This window comes from Verrucomicrobiaceae bacterium (assembly GCA_016713035.1).
GTDB lineage: Bacteria > Verrucomicrobiota > Verrucomicrobiia > Verrucomicrobiales > Verrucomicrobiaceae > Prosthecobacter.
Window position 1 is genome coordinate 129,530 of sequence record JADJPW010000007.1, and the last position, 20,046, is coordinate 149,575.

18 protein-coding genes are annotated in these 20,046 nt (G+C 59.0%); 13 read left to right on the forward strand and 5 right to left on the reverse strand.

Annotation, left to right across the window (positions count from 1 at the left end; genetic code table 11):
• The first annotated feature begins 30 nt into the window (after positions 1-30).
• The 4 genes from IPK32_19950 to IPK32_19965 all read left to right on the forward strand — a co-directional run bounded on the left by IPK32_19950 (position 31) and on the right by IPK32_19965 (position 6,372).
• Positions 31-1,950 carry a DUF1592 domain-containing protein gene (locus IPK32_19950; GenBank protein ID MBK8094171.1) on the forward strand — a complete coding sequence of 640 codons (1,920 nt, stop codon included), beginning with the start codon at positions 31-33 and terminating at the stop codon, positions 1,948-1,950.
• An 87-nt stretch (positions 1,951-2,037) separates the two neighbouring features.
• On the forward strand, positions 2,038-3,678 hold the full coding sequence (locus IPK32_19955) for a DUF1016 family protein (protein ID MBK8094172.1): 1,641 nt from the start codon (positions 2,038-2,040) through the stop codon (positions 3,676-3,678).
• Between the two features lie 100 nt (positions 3,679-3,778).
• Positions 3,779-5,086: a hypothetical protein gene (locus IPK32_19960; protein MBK8094173.1), complete on the forward strand. Its 1,308-nt coding sequence runs from the start codon at positions 3,779-3,781 to the stop codon at positions 5,084-5,086.
• Positions 5,083-6,372 (forward strand): hypothetical protein, encoded by a 1,290-nt coding sequence (locus tag IPK32_19965; protein ID MBK8094174.1) that lies wholly within the window; start codon positions 5,083-5,085, stop codon positions 6,370-6,372. The genes IPK32_19960 and IPK32_19965 overlap by 4 nt, the downstream gene beginning before the upstream one ends.
• Positions 6,373-6,879: 507 nt before the next feature.
• On the opposite strand, the gene IPK32_19970 is transcribed toward IPK32_19965, so the two are convergent.
• A complete protein-coding gene (locus tag IPK32_19970) occupies positions 6,880-9,417 on the reverse strand; it encodes an ATP-dependent RNA helicase (protein MBK8094175.1) in 2,538 nt (845 codons plus the stop codon).
• Between the two features lie 149 nt (positions 9,418-9,566).
• On the opposite strand from IPK32_19970, the gene IPK32_19975 reads away from it, so the two are divergent.
• Positions 9,567-10,946 (forward strand): DUF1552 domain-containing protein, encoded by a 1,380-nt coding sequence (locus tag IPK32_19975; protein MBK8094176.1) that lies wholly within the window; start codon positions 9,567-9,569, stop codon positions 10,944-10,946.
• Between the two features lie 21 nt (positions 10,947-10,967).
• On the opposite strand, the gene IPK32_19980 is transcribed toward IPK32_19975, so the two are convergent.
• Positions 10,968-12,053 carry a serine hydrolase gene (locus IPK32_19980; GenBank protein MBK8094177.1) on the reverse strand — a complete coding sequence of 362 codons (1,086 nt, stop codon included), beginning with the start codon at positions 12,051-12,053 and terminating at the stop codon, positions 10,968-10,970.
• Positions 12,054-12,192: 139 nt separating this feature from the next.
• Between IPK32_19980 and IPK32_19985 the strand changes: the two genes are divergently transcribed.
• The gene (locus IPK32_19985) at positions 12,193-12,957 is read left to right on the forward strand and encodes a hypothetical protein (protein ID MBK8094178.1); all 765 of its coding nucleotides are present in this window, start codon (positions 12,193-12,195) and stop codon (positions 12,955-12,957) included.
• 115 nt (positions 12,958-13,072) lie between these two features.
• Here the strand turns inward: IPK32_19985 and IPK32_19990 are convergent, their stop codons facing one another.
• The 3 genes from IPK32_19990 to IPK32_20000 form a co-directional block, all read right to left on the reverse strand.
• Positions 13,073-13,273, reverse strand: coding sequence for a transposase (locus tag IPK32_19990; GenBank protein MBK8094179.1), 201 nt, complete (start codon positions 13,271-13,273; stop codon positions 13,073-13,075).
• A gap of 101 nt (positions 13,274-13,374) precedes the next feature.
• On the reverse strand, positions 13,375-13,773 hold the full coding sequence (locus tag IPK32_19995; protein ID MBK8094180.1) for a winged helix-turn-helix domain-containing protein: 399 nt from the start codon (positions 13,771-13,773) through the stop codon (positions 13,375-13,377).
• Positions 13,760-14,101 (reverse strand): helix-turn-helix domain-containing protein, encoded by a 342-nt coding sequence (locus IPK32_20000; protein MBK8094181.1) that lies wholly within the window; start codon positions 14,099-14,101, stop codon positions 13,760-13,762. The genes IPK32_19995 and IPK32_20000 overlap by 14 nt, the downstream gene beginning before the upstream one ends.
• A 78-nt stretch (positions 14,102-14,179) precedes the next feature.
• On the opposite strand from IPK32_20000, the gene IPK32_20005 reads away from it, so the two are divergent.
• From IPK32_20005 to IPK32_20035, 7 genes are all read left to right on the forward strand, one after another.
• Positions 14,180-15,094, forward strand: a complete 915-nt coding sequence (locus tag IPK32_20005; protein ID MBK8094182.1) for a dienelactone hydrolase — start codon at positions 14,180-14,182, stop codon at positions 15,092-15,094.
• Positions 15,095-15,168: 74 nt separating this feature from the next.
• The gene (locus IPK32_20010; GenBank protein ID MBK8094183.1) at positions 15,169-15,414 is read left to right on the forward strand and encodes a hypothetical protein; all 246 of its coding nucleotides are present in this window, start codon (positions 15,169-15,171) and stop codon (positions 15,412-15,414) included.
• A gap of 4 nt (positions 15,415-15,418) precedes the next feature.
• A complete protein-coding gene (locus tag IPK32_20015; GenBank protein ID MBK8094184.1) occupies positions 15,419-15,826 on the forward strand; it encodes a hypothetical protein in 408 nt (135 codons plus the stop codon).
• A gap of 78 nt (positions 15,827-15,904) precedes the next feature.
• The gene (locus tag IPK32_20020; GenBank protein ID MBK8094185.1) at positions 15,905-17,923 is read left to right on the forward strand and encodes an SUMF1/EgtB/PvdO family nonheme iron enzyme; all 2,019 of its coding nucleotides are present in this window, start codon (positions 15,905-15,907) and stop codon (positions 17,921-17,923) included.
• Between the two features lie 130 nt (positions 17,924-18,053).
• Positions 18,054-18,263, forward strand: a complete 210-nt coding sequence (locus IPK32_20025) for a hypothetical protein (protein ID MBK8094186.1) — start codon at positions 18,054-18,056, stop codon at positions 18,261-18,263.
• 51 nt (positions 18,264-18,314) lie between these two features.
• On the forward strand, positions 18,315-19,088 hold the full coding sequence (locus IPK32_20030; protein ID MBK8094187.1) for a prolyl oligopeptidase family serine peptidase: 774 nt from the start codon (positions 18,315-18,317) through the stop codon (positions 19,086-19,088).
• Positions 19,089-19,125: 37 nt separating this feature from the next.
• The gene (locus IPK32_20035) at positions 19,126-19,980 is read left to right on the forward strand and encodes an MBL fold metallo-hydrolase (protein MBK8094188.1); all 855 of its coding nucleotides are present in this window, start codon (positions 19,126-19,128) and stop codon (positions 19,978-19,980) included.
• Positions 19,981-20,046: the final 66 nt, after the last annotated feature.

Consider the following 20,046-nt stretch of genomic DNA (forward strand, 5'->3'; position numbering starts at 1 on the left):
CTGGATGAAGGTCAAGATACGAAGATAGGGATGCAAAGGCACGTTCAGTGGATGCCAATGTCGCACGAACATTTTCTCCCACTCTCAAAAACTCCTATCAGGCTAGCCGCAGCGATGTGCCTAACGGTCATGTGGACCTCTGCGCCGGGATTTGCTCAATCGGCTGCGGACTCAGCTTTTGCCACGATGCAAGCCACGGCTCAAAAAGCCTTCAAGCAGCATGCCGAGAAGTTTGTGAAAGAATACTGTGTCGAATGCCATGGCAATCGACGCTCCAAGGCTGGGCTTAATCTAGAGGTCGCGGTGCGAAAGCCGGGTGATTCGGCTTTTGCTCGCAAGTGGATGGAAGCCATCGCGAACGTGAATGCACACGACATGCCGCCGGACGATGCCGACCAGCCCAGCGAAGACGAGCGGAAGCGCTTTCTCGATGCCGTCGCCCAGGTCAAATACCTCGCTGCTCGTGATCCTGGCCCCTTTGTCATCCGCCGCCTCACGAAGGTGGAGTATGGCAATACGCTGCACGACTTCCTCGGCGTGGATGCATCCATCGCGAAGGAATTGCCCGATGACGTGCCCGGCGAGGGCTATCCCAATTCGCTCTCGCCGATGCAGACTGAGCAGTATCTCGGCATCGCGAATGCCGCGCTGAAGAAAATGCCCGCTGAGGCTCAGAAGCGGCTGTTTGGGGGCGAGGAGGTTCACGTCAGAGAAGTTGCACGCAGCCTTGCCCGCACGGCTTACCGACGACCGCCCACCGAATCCGAACTCGATGTGCTGGTCAGCGTTTTTGCTCTCGCTCAAGCAAACAAACTTCAACGAATCGCCGCGCTGCGTTTCATGCTGAAGGCCGTTCTCGTCTCTCCGCAGTTCTTGTTCATCACGCCATCCAAAGACACGCCCAAAGGCGAAAAGATCGTGCCGCTGGATGACTACCAACTCGCCAGCCGCCTCTCGTATCTGCTGTGGGCCACCATGCCGGATGCGGAGCTGTCAAAGCTCGCCGACGAAGGCAAGCTGCACGAGCCCGATGTTCTCAAAGCACAGACGAAGCGTCTTTTGTCTGATAAACGCTCACGAGCGCTCTTTGACGGCTTCGGAGCGCAGTGGCTCGGCACCGCCGAATTGAAGGACAAGACCTTCGACGAGGCCAAGTTCCCCGAAATGACCCCTGAACTGCGCTCCGCCATGTATGACGAGGCGCGGCTCTTCTTTGAAAGCATCGTGCGTGAGAACCGCAGCGTCGTCAGCTTCGTGAACAGCGACTACACCTTCCTCAATGGCACGCTCGCAAAGATCTACGGCCTCGAAAAGAAGATCGCCGGCTCCGACATGCAAAAGGTGAAGCTCACCGATGCGAACCGCGGCGGCATCCTGGCCATGCCCGGCGTGCTCGCCACCACGTCCTTCGCCACACGCACCAGCGCCGTGAAGCGCGGCGTGTGGGTGCTGGAGCAGGTGCTCGGCCAGCATGTGCCGCCCGCGCCGCCGAACGTGCCCGCGCTGGAAAAGCAGGATCAGAAGAAAGTCGCCAACCTCACCCTGCGCCAACGCACCGAACTGCACCGCACCAACGCTGTGTGCGCCAACTGCCACAAACTCCTCGACCCCATCGGCTTCGGTTTGGAAAACTTCGACGCCATCGGCCGCTGGCGCGACAAAGACGAGTCCGGCGGTGCCATTGATGCCGTCGGCGAACTCCCCGGCGGCAAACGCTTCTCTTCACCGAAGGAACTCAAAGCCCTCATCGCCGCCCGCGAGACCGATTTGACCCGCAACCTCACCGAAAAACTCCTCGCCTACACTCTCTGCCGCCAGCTCGATGGCTACGACCACGTCATCGTGGACCAAATGCTCAAGACTATCGCGAACGACGGCCACAAGATGCAGACGCTCATCACCGAGATCGTGACGAGCTATCCGTTTTTGAATCGACGCGTCGTGGAGTGAAAAAGTGGTTTCGGCTTCAGCCGAAGCTCATCAGCAGAACGTCCAGTTGCAAGGCATGAGCAGCCCGCCCAATTGTCCGGCGAAGCCATGAAAAAGCCGTCCGCCTCCAAGAAATCGCTCCCCACGGCCAAAGCCAAACCGGACAGCCTCAAAGGTCTGCTCACCGAGGTCCGCCAGCTCATCCAGAGCGCCCGCCGAGGTGTCGCCACCGTCGTGGACACCTTCCAGGTCATGACCAACTTCGAAATCGGTCGCCGCATCGTCGAGCACGAGCAAAAAGGCGCGAAGCGTGCGGCGTATGGCGCGGAGTTGTTGAAGGAGCTATCCGCGAGGCTCACCGAGGAGTTTGGGAGGGGGTTCTCCAAGGCGAATCTGGAATACATGAGGCGGTTCTATCTGGAATGGCAGCATCGCGTCCCTCAAATTGCCCAACAGCCTATTGGGCAATTGGCCGACTCCGAGATTTGCCAGCAGCCTACTGGCAAATTGGCGATCCCAAAGATTGCCCAACAGACTATTGGGCAATCCCCAATTTCCGAGCAGCCTATTCTGAAATCGCCCTTCACCATCAGTTGGACGCACTACCTCGTCCTCCTCACCATCAAAGACCCCGACGAACGCAGCTTCTACGAGATCGAGGCCACGAATGCCGGATGGTCCGTGCCGGAGCTGAAGCGCCAGAAAGCTTCCTGCCTTTACGAGCGGCTCGCGCTCAGCCGGGACAAGGCGGGCATCCGCAAGCTCGCCAAGGAAGGGCAGGTCATCGTGAGGCCGGAGGATTTGCTGAAGGAGCCGCTCGTGCTCGAGTTTTTGGGCCTGGAGGAAAAATCCGGCTACTCCGAGTCCGATCTGGAGCAGGCCATCATCGACCGTTTGGAGCATTTCCTGCTCGAACTCGGCAAAGGCTTCCTCTTCGAGGCCCGCCAAAAGCGCTTCACCTTCGATGAGGACCACTACTTCGTCGATCCCTGCCCCGTGAGATACCAGCTTCGACAGTCCAAAAGCGAAACGAGTGCTTATCTCACGGGGTCAATCTTCTACAACCGCCTATTGCGCTGCTACGTCATTATCGACCTTCACCCCGTGAGATACTCAAACCAGAGGCGAATAGCCCAACGGACGCCCTTATCTCACGGGGTAAAATTGGACAAGGCGACGCATCAAGACCTCGGGCAGATGGAGATTTACCCCGTGAGATATGAACATGCACTACGTCTATGTCCTTCGAAGCCACGCCGACGGCAATTTCTACGTCGGCTACACCAACGATCTCAAGCGGCGCTTTGGAGAGCATCAAGACGGCAAGGTGCCATCTACCAAGGGGCGGCTTCCCGTGGAACTCGTATATTACGAAGCGTGCCGAACCCGCGAGGACGCTACGAAGCGCGAGAAATATCTGAAAACCGCCTGGGGCAAGCGCTACATCAAATCGCGTCTTGCCGGCTATCTCACGGGGCGGGCGTGAACTACTTCGACCGCGAGGTGAAGCTCCCGGAGGAGAACCCCACCATCGGCCTCCTCCTCTGCAAATCCGCCAAAAAGACCATCGTCGAACTCACCCTGCCGAAAGACGCCAACATCCACGCGAAGGAACCGGAGCGCAGCGGAGATAGACTGCCGCAGGCAGCCCGTAGGGCGAGCGTAGCGAGTCAATATCAGCTTTACTTGCCGTCGAAGGAACTGCTGAAGCAGAAGTTGGAGGAGTGGAGTGTTGCCGCTTCTCGTTGAGCCTCAGTTTACCAAACGCACCTTTCCAATCGGCAACTGCCTCCAAAAAAAGCTCATAAATGGATTTGCAAGCTAAGGCTCAACAATATTGTCCCGTGTCATGAACGACAGAAGCAACCCAGCATCCGAAAAACGCAATCGACCTCTGTGGCCGCTAACGCTGTCCGTGCTTCTACTCATCCTTGCAGTCTCATTTCAAATTTGGCAGCAGAAACAGTTGGAATTCATGATCGACAGTTTTCCGGAAACAGTTTCACAGCAAACTTCCGTGATTCATCGAGCACTCGGGAAAGTGATACCCATTGAACTACCCAAAGCTTTGACCGCGAGTATTTCGGATATGGAAGCGCGTGTTGCAGACCAGAAATCATGGCCGAAATCGAGCGGCGAAGCAGATGCAATGTTTGATAACTTGAGGAAGATAATGCGACAGATCCCGCCTTGGGCGGAAGAAGATCTGTTGCCACGCCTGAATACACTTCGCTGGGCTGTGCAATCATTCCAGGTGCTGCAAGCACATAGCAACGCTGAGTCAGAAGTTTTGGAAGCCGCTGTTGAGGACCTTGCAAATCAGGTGTCATCTCAACCCGATGGCGGCTCCAAAGAAATTGCCGCCACCTTGGCGAGTCGCCATGCCGACGTCGTTGGGCGATTTGCCGCATATCGCCGAGACGATGCGATCAAAGATGCCAAGGAACAGCTATTCCTTGCCAACATGACAGACGGAGTCGCTGTATGGGAACGACTTGCGGAATGGTCTGGTAGTCCCACGCACAGCCAGCAAGTGCTGGAGCTGCGCAAACAACTGCGTTCACGTCTTTTGAAAGACGAGGTTACAAAATTTGCGGCGGCCACGAAGGCAAATGTGGAAAAACTTACGCTGCTCACAAAGGCGTCCCTGCGTCAAACGGGATACTACCGGTCGCTTGAGACCATCACAGCCCAGCAATTGAGACTGATCGAGGAGGTGGATACTCCAGAGGAGTCTGCAAAGGTATTGGAGAATCTGTCAGGAATGGTTGAAGCGCGGATCAAGGCTGAATCCGAAAAGCAAAAGCAGGAGAACGACGTGCGCGTTCGCGATTACCAGAAATGGGCACTTCGAAAGATCGACGCTTTCAACAAAGATTTCCAACTCGCACAACAGCAGAAGGAAAAGGGTAAGCTTTATGGCGAAAACATCTTCACGAATTACTCAATGATTCGGGATGCTGTTGTCGTCAACCTCTTGCCCATATCTCCAGGACACCTCGATTTGGCTGTCAGCAAAATTTACAGCCAAGCATTTGAAGAAGCATGGAACAAGCTGGGTGGAAAAGATGAAAAACAGCTTCAAACCGAGGTTGCCAAGCAAGATGCCGAGATTGTGAAGAAGACACCCCAAGATTACCAGGAGGAGAAACCATGAAACCCTATTTGATACTCAGCTCTGCTCTTTGCTTCTTGTTCGCAGTTTCGGCCACCGCGCAGTCAACGATGGCATTGACACTGACTCATCACGAACAAGCCGCAGCCTTGGGCGAAGTCACTAAGTCTGAGCAGGCTGCGTGGATGCGAGATCAAGTTCGTGCCAGCCGTTACGGTCAGCGTGGCTTGGACAATCTATTCAAAGGCTTTAAGGGGCCGGGCTTTATCGACCCATCTCTACCGGGAGTGACAAAAAATATTCGTGCATTGGCATCGGCATCAAAGGCTCAAACAATTGGAGCCAGGCGCACGCTCTTATATGCGACGAAAGTCTATCACGACTCACGGTTCGACCTTGTGGCCGTAGATCAACTCGTAAGTGCTTCCTATGGGCTGACGGACAAAGACCTTGTTTTAAGGCACCTGCAAACCGGACTGCAATCTCGCATTGAAGTGAAGGACGTAAAACCGGCCTCGCAGCGTTCCGACTTGGAGAGGATCAAAGGACAGCTTGATAAAATGGCTGCGGAGTATAGGCGGACCGGCGAGCTACAGGCATGGGCAAATCGTCAGGAAACGATTCCTGCCATCAAAGAATATGGAAGGCAGAAAGGTGTCCCGATTTATGAGAAAACAACGCAAGCTGATTTCCCAAAGATATTGGATGACCTTGAACGGCGGAGCGTAGTTGAAACGCGGGTGAAGATTTCGAGCAGTTTGCTCGGCACCGGAGCAGGCGTCGCATTGCTCTACTCCTCGACCGCAGGCTTATTGGAAGCTAGCCAGGCAGATTTAACAGATGTCGCAGCGAGATTGCGACTGGGAGAGCAAGCTTCGCTCTTTGTTGCTGGGGGCAGTTTCACGTCGTCTGGCTTTGCACAGATAGGATCTAGGCTCGCAATAACTGAAAACAGCCTTGCCAAACTTGGAGCCGTCACCAAATGGGGAGGTAGAGCGGGCATCGCTGGCATCATTCTGGCAGAGGGGCTAGGCATTGGAATCGACTACTACAACTGGGATCAGATGACTGCTCGGCAGCAGTCTATCTCGAAAGTCCAGCACAGTGTGAGCCTTTGCAGTATGGCCCTCGCATTTGGTGCAGGGGTGCTTTTCGGCATCGAGACTGGACCCGGCGCGATCGTTTTTGGAATCGCCTCGGCAGGCGCTGCTTATGCTGCCACTCAGGCTGCGACTTCGATTGTTGCAGCAGCATACGACCGCCTTGATGCTGAACAGAAGCTGCAGGTGACCACTATTGTCTATCAGCGCTACGGTATTGCCAAATGAGCCAGATCAATGAAACAAACCGTGGGGCACCCGACAGAGCCTCATAGAAACTGGCTCAACTTGGGAGGAGATCAGATTCAAGTGACGGGTTGAAGCCCCCCCAACAAACGCCTAAACTCCCCACCATGATCAGCGCAGAAGAACTGGTGGGCGAGGAGTGAGCCGAGTGGTATTGGCTGACTCCGGCTCGATGCTGGACAGAGACTTCGAGTCTCTGGCAGACTTACCTTGCACTTGGAGGCTCTCTTGATCACGAACCCGATACGCAAAGTCTCTTCTTCGATGCGCGAGCACCTCGCCCGCTGACAGCTCCGAGGAATGACAACCAGCTTGTGATCAATCGCAGCGGAATTTAGTTCGAGGTCGCCGGCAAGGCGCGGTTGAGGCTATTCGCCATCGCTCAAACTGGGCTGGTAAAAGATTGTGGGTAAAAGATAAGACCTCTGATCTCTGTCATCTTTTACCCCGAATCTTTTACCAGCCATCAGGTCTCGAAAAGCTCGAACATCACCGCCACAACACTCCCGAAAACTTCTTCGCCACGGTTTGGCGATGCTTGGGCCATTCGCGTTCCTGAAACTTGGGCCAGTCCGTCGTGCTCGCGAGGCGTTTACCATCGGGAGTGTGGAGGCTGAGGGTTACGGGGAGGCGGCCTTCGCAGAGGGTGGGGTGGGTGGTGAGCGCGAAGCATTCCTGGAGCTTCACCTGGGCTTCGGGGGTGTCGTTGACGTAGCTGAGCTTGATCGTGCCGCCGCTGGGCCAGGGGAGGGTGAGGGGAGCTAGCTCATCGAGCCAACTGACTTGGCCTTTGTCGAGATGCTGATGAAAGGCGGGGATGAGGGGCGCGGCTTGGGCTTCTTTGACGAGGGAGAGGCCGGTGAAGGCGCGGGCGAGGCTGGTGGTGATGGCGGCTTCGTCGAGGGGCGCGAACTCGAGTTCGGGCAGGGTTGCAGCGACGAGGTTCACGCGGGCGATGAATTGCTTCAGCCGATGATCCATCAGCGGCAGCTCAAAGGCTCCGGCGCGGTGGGCTTCGGCGAGGCAGCGTCCGCTGGCGATGGGATCGAGGTCGCGCTGCTGCGCTTTTTGCTCGATGACGAGATCGCGATAGCGCACGAGCTTCATGGCGGCGACGCGCTTGTTCTGGGCATCGAAGAGGTGCTCCACGGTGGTGCTCAGATGCTGGGGAAACATCTCGGCGAGCCACGCGGGCTGCACGGCGGTGGCGAGGCTGAGCAGGGTCTGGCGCGACGGTGTTTCGCGCAGATTCGCGGCGACAAAGTAAGCGGCATCGGTCACCACGCTTTCGCGGACGAGCTGGCCGGTGCGTTGATCGGTGAGATCGCACTCGGGCTTGCCGGGGACGCGGCGTTTGGCGAGTTGATCGACGAAGCCGGCCATGAGGCATCGCAGGAGGGCTCCCTCGTTCTTTGACGCACTAGCGGGAGCTGCATCGCGGTCGTAGAGGCGCTGCTGGTGGGCGGCGTGCAGGATTTGCTGGCAGGTCTGCTCCACCTGGCGGGCGACTTGGGCGTTGATGCCGTAGCTGCGGCCGCGATCAAAGCTGAAGCCGTTCGCTTTGGCGAAGTCGTAGGCTCGCATCAGCGTGACGAAGTCGGAGTCCGCGCTGTCTTCGAACATCTCACGAGCGGTTTTGGTTTGCGCATCATCGCGATCCAGTCGTGCGAGCAAATCGCGGCCACTCACCAACGCGGCGCACAAGGCGGCATCGGGCACGCAGCCGCGCTGGCTGGCCTCGATGAGCATGCGCGAGTAGCGCGGATGCATGGGCAGGCGCAGCATTTGGCGACCGATGGGCGTGAGGTCGGCATCGAGCAAGGCACCGAGCATGGTGAGCAGGCGCTCGGCTCGCAGGACGGCCTGCGGATCGGGTTTGTCCAGCCAGTCAAAGCTGGCGGCCTCGCGGATGCCGAGCGAGTGCAGCAGCAGCACGACCTCGGCGAGGTCGCTGCGCTGAATCTCCGGCGTGTTGCGCTCCTCGCGCTCCTTGTGGCCGATCAGGGTCCACAAGCGATGACACGTGCCTGGTGCGGTGCGTCCAGCGCGGCCTTTGCGCTGATCCGCACTGGCGCGGCTGATCGGCTCCAGCAACAGCGTGCTGATGCCGCGCTCCGCATCGTAACGAGCCACGCGGGCCACGCCGCTGTCCACGACATGGCGAATGCCGTCGATGGTGATGCTGGTCTCCGCGACGTTAGTGGCGACGATCACTTTGCGCAGCGAGTTCGGCGCAAAAGCGCGGTCCTGCTCCTGCGGCTCCAGTTCACCATGCAACGGGATGCAAGCCACGCGTTCCCGCGTTCTCAGGCCGCGCAACGCATCCAGCGTGCCATTGATCTCGCCACGCCCCGGCATGAAAACGAGGATGTCGCCGGGGTCTTCGTCTTGAAGGATGCGCTCCACCGCCTCCGCGGCCTGCACGGTGATCGGGCGCTGATCAGGCATCGAGAGATAGCCCACCTCCACCGGGAAACTTTGCCCTTCGGAGATGAGGATCGGGCATTGATCCAAATACGCTGCCACCGGCTCCGCATCGAGCGTGGCCGACATCACCACCATCGCCAAATCCGGTCGCTGCGTCTGCTGAAGGTGCTTCACCAAGGCCAGCGCCACATCGCTCAGCAAGTTCCGCTCATGGAATTCATCAAACACCACCGCACCGATCTTTGACAGCGAGCGATCATCCTGAAGCCAGCGCAGCAGAATGCCCTCCGTGACAAAACAAATGCGCGTCCCCACGCTGGTGTGGTCATCAAAGCGAATCTGATAGCCCACTTCTGCCCCGAGCTTCCCCTCACGCTCCCAGGCCACTCGTGTCGCTACCGTGCGAGCAGCGACGCGTCGAGGTTGCAGCACCACGATCATCTTCTCTCCCGCGATCCCCGCTTCCAGCAGCATCTGCGGCACCTGCGTGGTCTTTCCTGAGCCTGTCGGAGCCACGAGCACCAGGCGATTGCCGCCCCGCAGCGTGCGCAGGATGTCAGCGTGGATTTTCCAGATGGGCAGGGACTTGGAGGCAGGCATGAAGGGCGGGCATGCTAGGACTGCAGATGTGATTTGCGAATGCGAATGCGCTTCTCGATCCACAAGCTCACGTCGATCCCATGATGGAAACCCTCCTCATGTTCGGTATTGGTAGGCGTCCCAAACGTTCTCCATTTTTCCTGCTTCCCATGTCCCATCTCATCAATCGCCGCGCCTGCCTCCGAGGCCTTGGAGCCTCGCTGGGGCTGCCTTTGCTCGAAACGATGGGCTGGGCGGATGCGGGCAAAGGCAAAACGAGCTACAAGCCGCCGGTGCGGCTCGGGTTCATGTATATGCCGCATGGGGTGATCATGGATCAGTTCTGGCCGAAAACGCCGGAGGGCTTTCGCAACTCACCACCGCCTGCGCTGGAGGCGCTGCGGCCGATTTTGGATCAGTGCATGCTGGTGAAGGGCATCTCGGGCGTGGGTATTGAGCCGTTTGGCGGGGCACCGCATGCGTTGGAGCTTTCGACGTGGCTTACGGCGTGTTTGCCGGATGCGGCGAAGCGGGCGCAGATCCACATCGCGATCTCGGCAGACCAGATTTTCGCGAATTACTACGGTGCGCTCACCGCGCTGCCGTCGCTGGAGCTGGCGACGATGCCGCAGACACACAAGGAAAACCAAGCCGGGCTGAACGAGGGCTACTACTCGCATTGCAGCTTCCGCTCGCCCACGCAGGCGATGCCGGCGGAGATCAATCCGCGCAGTGTTTTGAACCGTTTGTTTGGCAAAACGGGCCAGGAAGGCAAGACGACGGCCACCGATCCGCTCGACCGCCAGATGCTCGATCTCGTCATCGGCGGTGCGAAGGATCTGCGGCGCAAATTGCCGCACGGCGACCAGCAGAAGCTCGATGAATACCTCGACAGCGTGCGCTCCGTGGAGCGCCGCATCGCCGCCATCGAGTATCGGCAAAAAGAAGCGGCGCTGGAGAAAGCCGGAGTCGCTTCCAGCAAGCGCAAGGCCAGCGATTCGCCGCCCATCGAGGTGAAAATCCCCGAGGGCGACAAGCGCAGCGAATACATGCAGGTCATGTGCGACCTCACCGTGCTCGCCTTCCAGACGGACACCACACGCGTGAGCACCTACATCGGCTCCACGCCGAATGGCGTGTCGTATCCCGAGCTAGGCTTCAGCGACACGCACCACGGCCCCACGCATCATAATAACGAGCCCGAGAAGGTCCGCAAAGTGGCCGCGATCACGAAGTTCAACATCGACCAATTCTCCTACATGGTGAAAAAGATGGCCAGCCTCCGCGAAGGCGACGGCACGCTGCTCGACAACTGCATCATGATGTGGGGCAGCGGCCTGGAAGACGGCAACAAGCACACCCGCGAGAACCTGCCCTTCATCCTCGCTGGCAAAGGCGGCGGCTCGCTCAACACCGGCCGCTTCATTGACACCGTGAAAGGCAATCAAGGCGATCTGCTCACCACGCTGCTCACCTGCGCCGGCGTGCCGCTGGATCGGCCCATCGGCATCGCGACGAGGGAGATCACAGAGATGATGAAGGCGAGCTGATGCTAGCGTTGTGTTCCTTCTCTACTTCGCCTTCTTCGGTGGTGCTGGATGCGCCGTGAGGTTGGCCGCTGCTTGTTGGAGTTTTTCCACTTCAGCGGCATTGGCGGGCAGAGCTTCTTTGCGGAAGGCGGGCAGTAGCTGGCTCCAGACGAGATCGAGTTCGGTCTGCATCTGGCCGGTCTGGGCCGTGATGGCGATGACGGCGTCGTGCTCGGGCAAAACGAGGCAGATCTGGCCATCGCGACCGTCACCGCGGTAGCAGTTGTTTTGGCAGCGCCAGAACTGGAAGCCGTAACCCTGCTGCCAATCGCTGGTGCGACCGCTGGGTGCTTTGCTGTTGTCGATGTGCTTGCGGGTGGCCTCTGCGATCCAGGCTTCACTAAGGATTGACTGGCCGTTCCATTGGCCTTTTTGCAAATAGAGCTGGCCAAACTTCGCGATGTCCTCCGTGCGGATGTGCAGGCCGTAACCGCCGAGGCTGTAGCCCTCCGCGCTCGCATCCCAGACGGGGCTCTCGATGCCGAGTGGCTCAAAGAGACGCGGTTTGAGGTAATCGAGCACGGTCTGGCCCGTCGCCTTCGTGAGGATGGCGGAGAGCATGTAGGTGCCGGGCGTGTTGTAGCGGAAAAAGGTGCCCGGCTTTTGCGTGACCGGATGCGCGAGGAAGCCCTTCACCGACGGCCCGGTGTCGAAGCTGAACTTCGGCTCCACCTCATGCCCGCCGCTCATCGACAGCAGATCACGCACACGCATGGCCTTGAGGTGATCACTCGCATCCGCAGGTGCTTCATTGGGGAAGAACTTCAGCACCGGATCATCGAGCGTCAGCTTTCCCTCCGCCACAGCGAGGCCGATGGCGGTGGAGGTGAAGCTCTTGCTCAGCGACCACATGACGTGGCGCTTCTCTGGCGATTCCGGCTTCCACCACGCCTCCGCGATCACCTGACCATGACGCACGAGCATGAAGCTGTGCAGCGTGTTGATTTGCTTGTCCGCTGTCTCGATGAAGCCACGCACAGCGGCAGATGATATGCCCTGTGCCTCAGGAGTGCTGCGAGACAGAGCTTTATCAGCGGCCTGGACTGGTAAGGCGCTGACGAGGAGCATGAGCGGGAGGACGAAAAGGCGGTGAATCATGGGGGTAAGGAGGCTTTGAGCTGTGTTGGCATGTGAACTGGGGCAATCGCCAGACTCTTTCGCTGCGATGTGGAGCAATGATGCCGCAGCTACCGCGTTTCAAGCAGCCATGAAATTCCTGCCGCTCCTCTTTGCTCTCCTTTGTGCATCCCTACACGCTGCTGATCCTCAAATCATCCTGCTGAAGCTCGACGACGTCATCGCACGTCGCGTGGGCACGAAGCCGGTGTCAGATCGGTGGCAGAAGGTGCATGACTACCTCATCGCGCAGGGCATCCAGGGCTCCTTCGGCGTCATCACCGAGTCGCTGGAGAAGGACAATGCGATGTATTTTCAGTGGTTGAAGGACGTGCAGGCCACCGGGCGCATCGAGCTGTGGATGCACGGCTACAAGATGCGCGGCGCGAGCGACACGGGCGAGTTCGAGAACGGCAGCGCCGCCGATCAACGCGCGATTCTTGCCAAAGGCGAGCGTCTCGCGAAGGAGAAGCTCGGTTTCACGCTCCCAGCCTTTGGCCCGCACTGGAGCGGCACCACCGATGCGACCGACGAGGCGATGGAAGGCGTGCCTGAGGTGAAAATCTGGCTTTACGGCCCCGCGAAGCCCAAGTTCTTCACCCGCCTCAGCATCCCCCGCGTGATGGCGCTGGAAAACCCGACCTTCGTGCCCGATGCGGACAAGTTCATCGCCTTCTACGACAAGCACGCCGCACAAAAAGACGTACTCGTGCTCCAAGGTCACCCTGAGCAGTGGAATGACGAACGCTGGACCGGCTTCACACGCATCATCGACTTTCTGAAATCGAAAAACGTCCTCTTCATGACGCCGAGCGAGTATTTGAAGCACGTACAGGCCAAATCGGCCGTGAAATGAAGCGACCACTCGCAGCGGTCGGAGTTCCAGCAAGTCATGAAGTCGCTCGTTTTCACCTTTCTTGCCTGTTTCGCTGCCACGGCGGTTTTCGCTTAGACCGACTCTCAAAAGGATGTCATAAACGCGTCTTTTGGCGGCACTGGGACTGAAGGATGGATGGCTGGTCGAACAAAGAGCGTAGGGACTCGATGATACGGTCCTGAAGTTGCTCGGAAGTCTTGGCGATCCAGCCGTTGAACCAGTCGGCCTTCATGCGCAGCCACAAGCGTTCGATGGCGTTGAGATCGGGCGAGCGTGGTGGCAGATACTGGCTCAAAGTGGTGCCAGTTAAGACTCTTGGTCTTGTGCCATGAGGCGTTGTCGAGCACCAGGATGGCGCGGCGTCCTGCCACGTGCGGATTCTCCTCAGCCAGAGTGTCAGGAACACCTGAAAGTGACGCTGTCGCACAGGTTGAAGAGCAGTGCGCCGAGCCTTCCATCTTTGGGCCGCACTGCGCCAAACACATTGTAGCGGATGTGCTCGCCGAGATAAGGTGAGTGGCGCACCTTGCCGATCTTGGTCCAGGTGCGGCGCGGGCGCGGATCGCCTTCAAAGCCGCTTTCGTCGCTGAACCACAGGTCGACGCTCGGATCGGCCACCCAGCGCTGGAGCTTTTGGCAGAAGGCTTGGCGCTTGTCCTCATCCTGGTTGAGCGGCCAGGGGCGCGGAACTTTGAGGCGGTAATCGTGCTCGTGGAGATAGCGCACGGTGGTGCTGTAGCCGAGCTGCGTTTGCAGGTTCTGCTTGATCCAGCCTGCAACTTCACCGCAGTCCAGTGGCTCTGTCCAGCCAGCGACGGATCTTCGATGAGAGGCAGAATTTTTCGTTCACTTGTTCCTTGGGCAGGATTCGGCGACGGCCGCTGCTACGCCCAGGAATGAGACCATCAAGGCCGGCGAGATTGAAGGCTTGGATAAAGCGCAAAACCTGCCGCAGGCTGAAGCCTGAGAGGTCAGCGACTTGCTCGCGGCTCTTGCCTTCATAAAGCCAGCGCAGCGCTTGAAGCCGACGAAAGCCCTTCTTCGTGGGTGAGCAATCCATCGCCACGCCGACCTCTTCCAAGGTCGCGTTTTCGAGATTGAGTGTGATGCACGGGCGGGCCACCGCCGCCTATTAATTACCGCAATTCTAAAAAGTACAGCCTCAATATGACATTCTTTTTGAGAACCGGTCTATGATCCGCTGAAAGTGCCGGAGGCCGCTTTAGCTGCCCCACTCGACTTCACCGTGCTGGATGCCAAACGTGACCGCAATGTGCCGATCCGTGTGTATCTCCCCGCGATGACGAAAGCAGCACCCGTGGTGCTTTTCAGCCATGGGCTCGGTGGCTCGCGAGAGAACAATCCGTATCTCGGCCGGCACTGGTCGGCACGCGGCTATGTCGTCGTCTTTGTGCAGCATCCCGGCAGCGATGAATCCGTGTGGCGAGGTCAAAGACCTGCACAGATCCCTGTGGTGATGAAGCAGGCCGCGAGCCTTCCGAACTTCCTGCTTCGCGTGGCCGACATCCCCGCCGTGCTCGATCAGCTCACACGCTGGCAAGCGGACGAGGTGCACGCCTTGCGCGGCAGGCTCGATCTCACTCGCATAGGCATGTCTGGGCACTCCTTCGGCGCGGTGACGACTCAGGCCGTCAGTGGCCAAAGCCTGCCCGTCGGTCGCACACGCTTCACCGATCCGCGCATCAAAGCCGCCGTGATGATGAGCCCCAGCGTGCCCGCCGCAGGCAGTGCGGAGCGTGCCTTTGGCAGTGTGGCGCTGCCGTGGCTGCTCATGACCGGCACGAAAGACGTCGCCCGCATCGGCAGCATGACCCTCGGTGGCGATCTCGACTCTCGTCTCGGCGTTTATCCCGCTTTGCCACCCGGCGATAAATACGAACTCGTGCTCAAAGAAGCCGAGCACGGAGCCTTTGGTGACCGCGCCCTGCCCGGCGAAGGCGCCAATCGTAATCCCAATCACCACCGCGCCATCCTCGCCCTCAGCACCGCCTTCTGGGATGCCTTCCTCAAAGGTGATGCCGAGGCCAAAGCATGGTTGAATGGCCAATCCGCACGCTCCGTGCTGGAGAAAGACGACAGGTGGCAGCGAAAGTGAGCCTGCTTGAAGCGCGATCGCCCATGCTCGACTACTGAATTGACGATTTGGGCACTATGACTCAAAATCGCCCCATGAATCAAACACTCACCATTCGCGTGCCGGAGACCTTGCTAGGCAAAGCGGAAGCCTGCGCCGCGAAGCTTGGGTTGCGGCGCACCGCTTATGTTCGCCGCTTGATTGAGCGCGATGTCGCACGTGCTGTACCTGTGCCCAAGAGCAGGTTTGCTTCGGAAGATTTGATCGGCATCCACGAAGGGAATGGCAAGGCAGCCACCAACACCAACGTGCGCACGATGATGCAGCGCAAACGCCGCTAGCCACATGAAGCGCATCGCCGACACCGGCCTGATCGTGGCGCTGCTGACCCGAAATGATCCTTATCATCAATGGGCCGTGGCCGAGTTTCGACGCCATGCACCCTTTCACATTTGTGATGCTGTGCTTGCAGAAGCAGGCAGCTTCTTCTCCACCCCTTCTCTGGTTCTCCGTCTCGTGGAACGCGGCGATCTGATCCTTGATCCCGAGTTTGTGCTCGCGGAGGAGCTGCCAGCCGTCTTGGCCTTGTCGTTGAAATATGAAGACCGCCCCATGGACCTGGCCGATGCCTGCTTGGTGCGAATGACAGAGCTTTGCCAGCGCTGCAAAGTCTGGACCGTGGACCGGGCGGACTTCTCCACCTATCGGCGCCATGGCAGACAGATCGTGCCTTGCGAGTTTCCGCCCGCTTGAATTCGCAGTGGCAGCGCAAGCGTTCGGTGGAGGCTGGCACCATGATAACGGCGATCACATCTTGCGTTCACTCTACCCATGCGCCCGCTCTTCTTCCTCTTTGCCCTCCACTCGCTGCTCTCCGCCGAACCAATCTCGAACTCCATCGGCATGAGACTCGTGCCCGTTTCGCCGGGCAGCTTCACGATGGGGCAGGATGGACCGGCTTCGGACTACAATGTGAAAAAGCACGCAGCGAAGTTTGATGATGCGGACTGGGATGAGAGGCCAGCGCATCGCGTGGTGATCACGCAGGCATTTCAAATCAGCGCCACCGAAGTCACCGTGGGACAGTATCGGCAGTTTGACCCAACGCATCGCGGCCAGAACGACGACGATGCAGTCACGGAAGTGAGCTGGAACGATGCGGTGGCGTTTTGCGAGTGGTTGTCGAAAAAAGATGGCAAAGCGTATCGCCTGCCGACGGAGGCGGAGTGGGAGTTTGCGTGCCGGGCGGGCACGACGACGCTGTTTCACACGGGCGAGGCGCTTCCGGCTGGTTTTCACTCCTGGCCGAGCGACACCGGTGTGCGCGACCGCTTTTTCCCGGAAGAAAAGATGCCGCCAGAGTATCAGCCGAAGCCCACGAAGCTCTCGCTGAAGGTCGGACGCACATCCGCGAACGCCTGGGGCCTGCACGACATGCATGGCAACGTCGCCGAGTGGTGCGCGGACTGGTATGGGCCGTATGAGGCCGCGGAGCAGACAGATCCGCTCGGTCGTGTGGATGGTGACTTCCGCGTGATTCGTGGTGGCAGTCATTCGGTGCAGACGCGGCTGCTGCGATCAGCGAATCGCACCTCATGGGTGCCGCAGGCAGTGAATGAGCGCATCGGCTTCCGTGTCGTGCTCGGTGATTGGCCAAAGGGCGAGAAACTGCCGCTGCCGAAGCCTGCGCTGCATGCGCAGAACGTCTCGCAGTCACTCGCCAAGATCGAGCTACCACCGCAGGACGTGCCATATTTTGATGGACCCAAGCCCTTCGTCAAAGTGGAACCGAATTCCTTTGGCCCGGCGTTTTCGTGGCACAATCACAGCCCCGCTATCGCCGAATGCCCCAATGGCGACTTACTCGCAGTCTGGTATTCTTGCGTCGATGAAGCCGGCACGGAGCTGAACAACCTCGCGAGCCGCCTCCGCCGCGGTGAGAGCGAGTGGGAGCCCGCCTCGCTTTTCTGGGATGGCGCAGACGTGAACGATCACGCTCCAAAACTCTGGTGGGATGGCAGAAAGACGCTTTCCCATCTCGTGCGCGGCCATCGCGAAAACATCGTGCGCCACAGCACCGACAACGGCGTCACTTGGAGCAAGGCGCAGATCATCCAGCCCTGGAGCGAGATCGGCAATCAGCTCCTCCGCACACGCGATGGCACTCTTTTGATGACGCAGGATGTCACTACGACCAGCCTCACGAAAAGCACCGACGGAGGCAAGACCTGGACCTCCGACGTGATCGCCAGCAAGAAGCTCGCGCATCGCAACGGCAGCGCCGCACGACACGCAGGCATCCACGCGCCCATCGTCGAGCTGAACGACGGTCGTTTGATGAGCTTTGGCCGACTCAACAGCGAATCCGAGCAAAAGCCGTATAATTTCAAAACACCCGCCAGCTTCTCCAGTGACGGCGGCAAGACCTGGACGCATCAGGCTACCGAGTTCCCGGCTATCAGCAGCGTGCAACGACAGGCCCTCATCCGCCTGCGTGAGGGCCCGCTGCTCTTCTGCTCCTTCACCGATCTCTCCGCGAATGCCCGCAAACCCAATGGCATGACCTTCCAAAGCCAAAAAGGCGAGTTCAACGGCGCAGGCTTGTTTGCCGCCATCTCCTTCGACGACGGCAAAACCTGGCCGCACAAGCGCCTCGTCACCCCCGGCGGCAAAGAGCGCACGGTGAACGGCATCGACCGCAACATGTTCCCGCTCAGCGACACCCGCGCCGAGCACAACGGCTACCTCGCCGCCATCCAGACCCGCGACGGCCGCATCCAACTCATCAGCAGCCGCAATCACTACGTCTTCAATCTCGCGTGGCTCAAAGCGCTGCCGGTGGGGCCGTAGCTTCGGTTGGCAATCGAAGTCTTCCGGAAAAGGAGGCCCAAAAACGAAACGCTTGAATCAAGGCTGCCTCTTTGAGATGCATGGTGCCATGCAAAAGCTTCAAATCCTGTTTCTTGACTCAATCATGGCGATGTTGCGACAAGTCGCCCGCATGGAAGGCAAACCTGTGAGCGAAATCGTCCGCCGTGCCGTGAACCGCGACATGGAGCAACGGGCAGGCATGTTAAACAGAGGGCGGGCCAGGAAAGCGTCTCGGCCTACTTTTCCCACCTTTGACGGTGGAGCCGTGCTGGTGAAAGCCGCCGACATGAAAGCCATCCTGCACGCAGACGGCACCTGATGCATCGAATTCCGCACAGAGGACTCTGCGGACCACGTTGAATGTGTCGCCATGCGTTTCATCACACTCATCACCACTCTCTTTGCACTGCCCTTGCTCGCGCAGGAGCCTTTGCCCAAAGTCAAACCCGAGGTCTTCGATGTCAGCGGCCACAAAGCGGTGCTGTATGCCGCGCCTAAGCCCGCCGAGGGCAAGCCGTGGGTCTGGTATGCGCCGACGCTCAATGGCGGTGTGTCGCTGGCGGGGCGTGCGATGTATTTTGATGCCTTCATGAAGGCGGGCATCAGTCTCGCGGGCTACGATCTGGGTGAGGTGCGCGGCTCACCGGCGAGCTCGGCGAAGTTCACGCTGTTCTACGAGGAGATGGTGAAGCGCGGTTACTCCACGAAGCCGATCCTGCTCGGCCAGAGCCGCGGTGGTATGATGACGCTGGCGTGGGCGTTTCGGAATGCGGACAAGGTGAAGGCCTGGGTAGGCATCTATCCGGTGTGCAATCTGGCGAGCTGGCCGCTGAAGAACTCGAAGAAGGACACGCTGGCGGATTACGCGATGCCGGAGGCCGAACTGGTGGCGAGGCTGAAGGAATTCAATCCCATCGACAACCTCGCCGCGCTGGCCGCCAACAAGGTGCCGATGTTTGCCGTGCATGGCGATAGCGATGTGGTGGTGCCGTATGATTTGAACACGCAGATCCTCAAAGAGCGCTATGAAGCGGCGGGTGGCTCTTTTCTTGTGAAAGTCGTGCCTGGTGAGGGCCACAAGGTGGGGCCTTCTTTCTTTGAATGCCGCGAGTTGGTGGATTTTGTGCTCTCGCTGCCGAAGTGAGTGAATCCATGCTGCCATTATTCTTCCACAACATGCCATGATCTGCGCTTTTCAAAAAGATGATGCTCTGCTGGCAGACATCGACTCTGCTCCGTGTGTGGAGGATGTGCTGCAAGTCTGGTGGCTGGGGCAGAGTGGTTTTCTGGTGCAGTGGCGTGGTGAGCGGATGCTGTTTGACCCGTATCTGTCCGATTCGCTCACAAACAAATACGCCAGCACCGACAAGCCGCATGTGCGCATGAGTGAGCGCTGCATCGCCCCAGAAAGACTGACGAAGATCACGCGTGTGACGGCCAGCCACGTCCACACAGACCACCTCGATGCGGAGACCCTGGTGCCGCTGGCGCGGAGCAATCCAGGCTACCGCCTCTATCACCCACATCCCATCCGCGCTGAGGTGAAGAAGCGCCTCGGAGATGCCGAAGTGCTGTGCTGCGGCTGCGGCGACCATGATTTCTATGATGAGGGCGAATGGAGCATCCAGGGCACTGTCGCAAAGCATAATGAAGTCGTTCGCGATGAGGTGGGAAACAGTGCCTACATCGGCTTTCTCGTGCGCTGTGGGCCATTCCGCATCTACCACAGCGGCGACACGCTCTGGCATGACGACATCGTGAAGGCCTGCCGTGAGTTTGGCCCAGTGGACATCGCTTTTCTGCCCATCAACGGCAACAAACCCGAGCGCCGCGTCGCTGGCAACCTCAACGGCACCGAGGCCGCCGCGCTCGCCAAAGCGATCGGCGCAAAACTCGTCATTCCATGCCACTACGACATGTTCGAGTTCAATACAGAGAGCCCAGAGGAATTCGTGAAGGCCTGCGAGCGGCTGAACCAGCCACATCGTGTCCTGCGCATCGGCGAAAAGCTGGAACTACGCAGCGTGGAGGGGTGAGTGGTAGTCCCGAGTACTGCGTATGGCCCGAAGTGGAGTGGCGCTGTGATTCAAGGCGTCCATACG

What these genes read in the sequence shown, in the direction of transcription:
- IPK32_19950 (MBK8094171.1), top strand. Translation starts at nt 31, where the DNA reads ATGCAAAGGCACGTTCAGTGGATGCCAATGTCGCACGAACATTTTCTC.
- IPK32_19955 (MBK8094172.1), top strand. Translation starts at nt 2,038, where the DNA reads ATGAAAAAGCCGTCCGCCTCCAAGAAATCGCTCCCCACGGCCAAAGCC.
- IPK32_19960 (MBK8094173.1), top strand. Translation starts at nt 3,779, where the DNA reads ATGAACGACAGAAGCAACCCAGCATCCGAAAAACGCAATCGACCTCTG.
- IPK32_19965 (MBK8094174.1), top strand. Translation starts at nt 5,083, where the DNA reads ATGAAACCCTATTTGATACTCAGCTCTGCTCTTTGCTTCTTGTTCGCA.
- IPK32_19970 (MBK8094175.1), bottom strand. Translation starts at nt 9,417, where the DNA reads ATGCCTGCCTCCAAGTCCCTGCCCATCTGGAAAATCCACGCTGACATC.
- IPK32_19975 (MBK8094176.1), top strand. Translation starts at nt 9,567, where the DNA reads ATGTCCCATCTCATCAATCGCCGCGCCTGCCTCCGAGGCCTTGGAGCC.
- IPK32_19980 (MBK8094177.1), bottom strand. Translation starts at nt 12,053, where the DNA reads ATGCTCCTCGTCAGCGCCTTACCAGTCCAGGCCGCTGATAAAGCTCTG.
- IPK32_19985 (MBK8094178.1), top strand. Translation starts at nt 12,193, where the DNA reads ATGAAATTCCTGCCGCTCCTCTTTGCTCTCCTTTGTGCATCCCTACAC.
- IPK32_20010 (MBK8094183.1), top strand. Translation starts at nt 15,169, where the DNA reads ATGAATCAAACACTCACCATTCGCGTGCCGGAGACCTTGCTAGGCAAA.
- IPK32_20015 (MBK8094184.1), top strand. Translation starts at nt 15,419, where the DNA reads ATGAAGCGCATCGCCGACACCGGCCTGATCGTGGCGCTGCTGACCCGA.
- IPK32_20020 (MBK8094185.1), top strand. Translation starts at nt 15,905, where the DNA reads ATGCGCCCGCTCTTCTTCCTCTTTGCCCTCCACTCGCTGCTCTCCGCC.
- IPK32_20025 (MBK8094186.1), top strand. Translation starts at nt 18,054, where the DNA reads ATGTTGCGACAAGTCGCCCGCATGGAAGGCAAACCTGTGAGCGAAATC.
- IPK32_20030 (MBK8094187.1), top strand. Translation starts at nt 18,315, where the DNA reads ATGCGTTTCATCACACTCATCACCACTCTCTTTGCACTGCCCTTGCTC.
- IPK32_20035 (MBK8094188.1), top strand. Translation starts at nt 19,126, where the DNA reads ATGATCTGCGCTTTTCAAAAAGATGATGCTCTGCTGGCAGACATCGAC.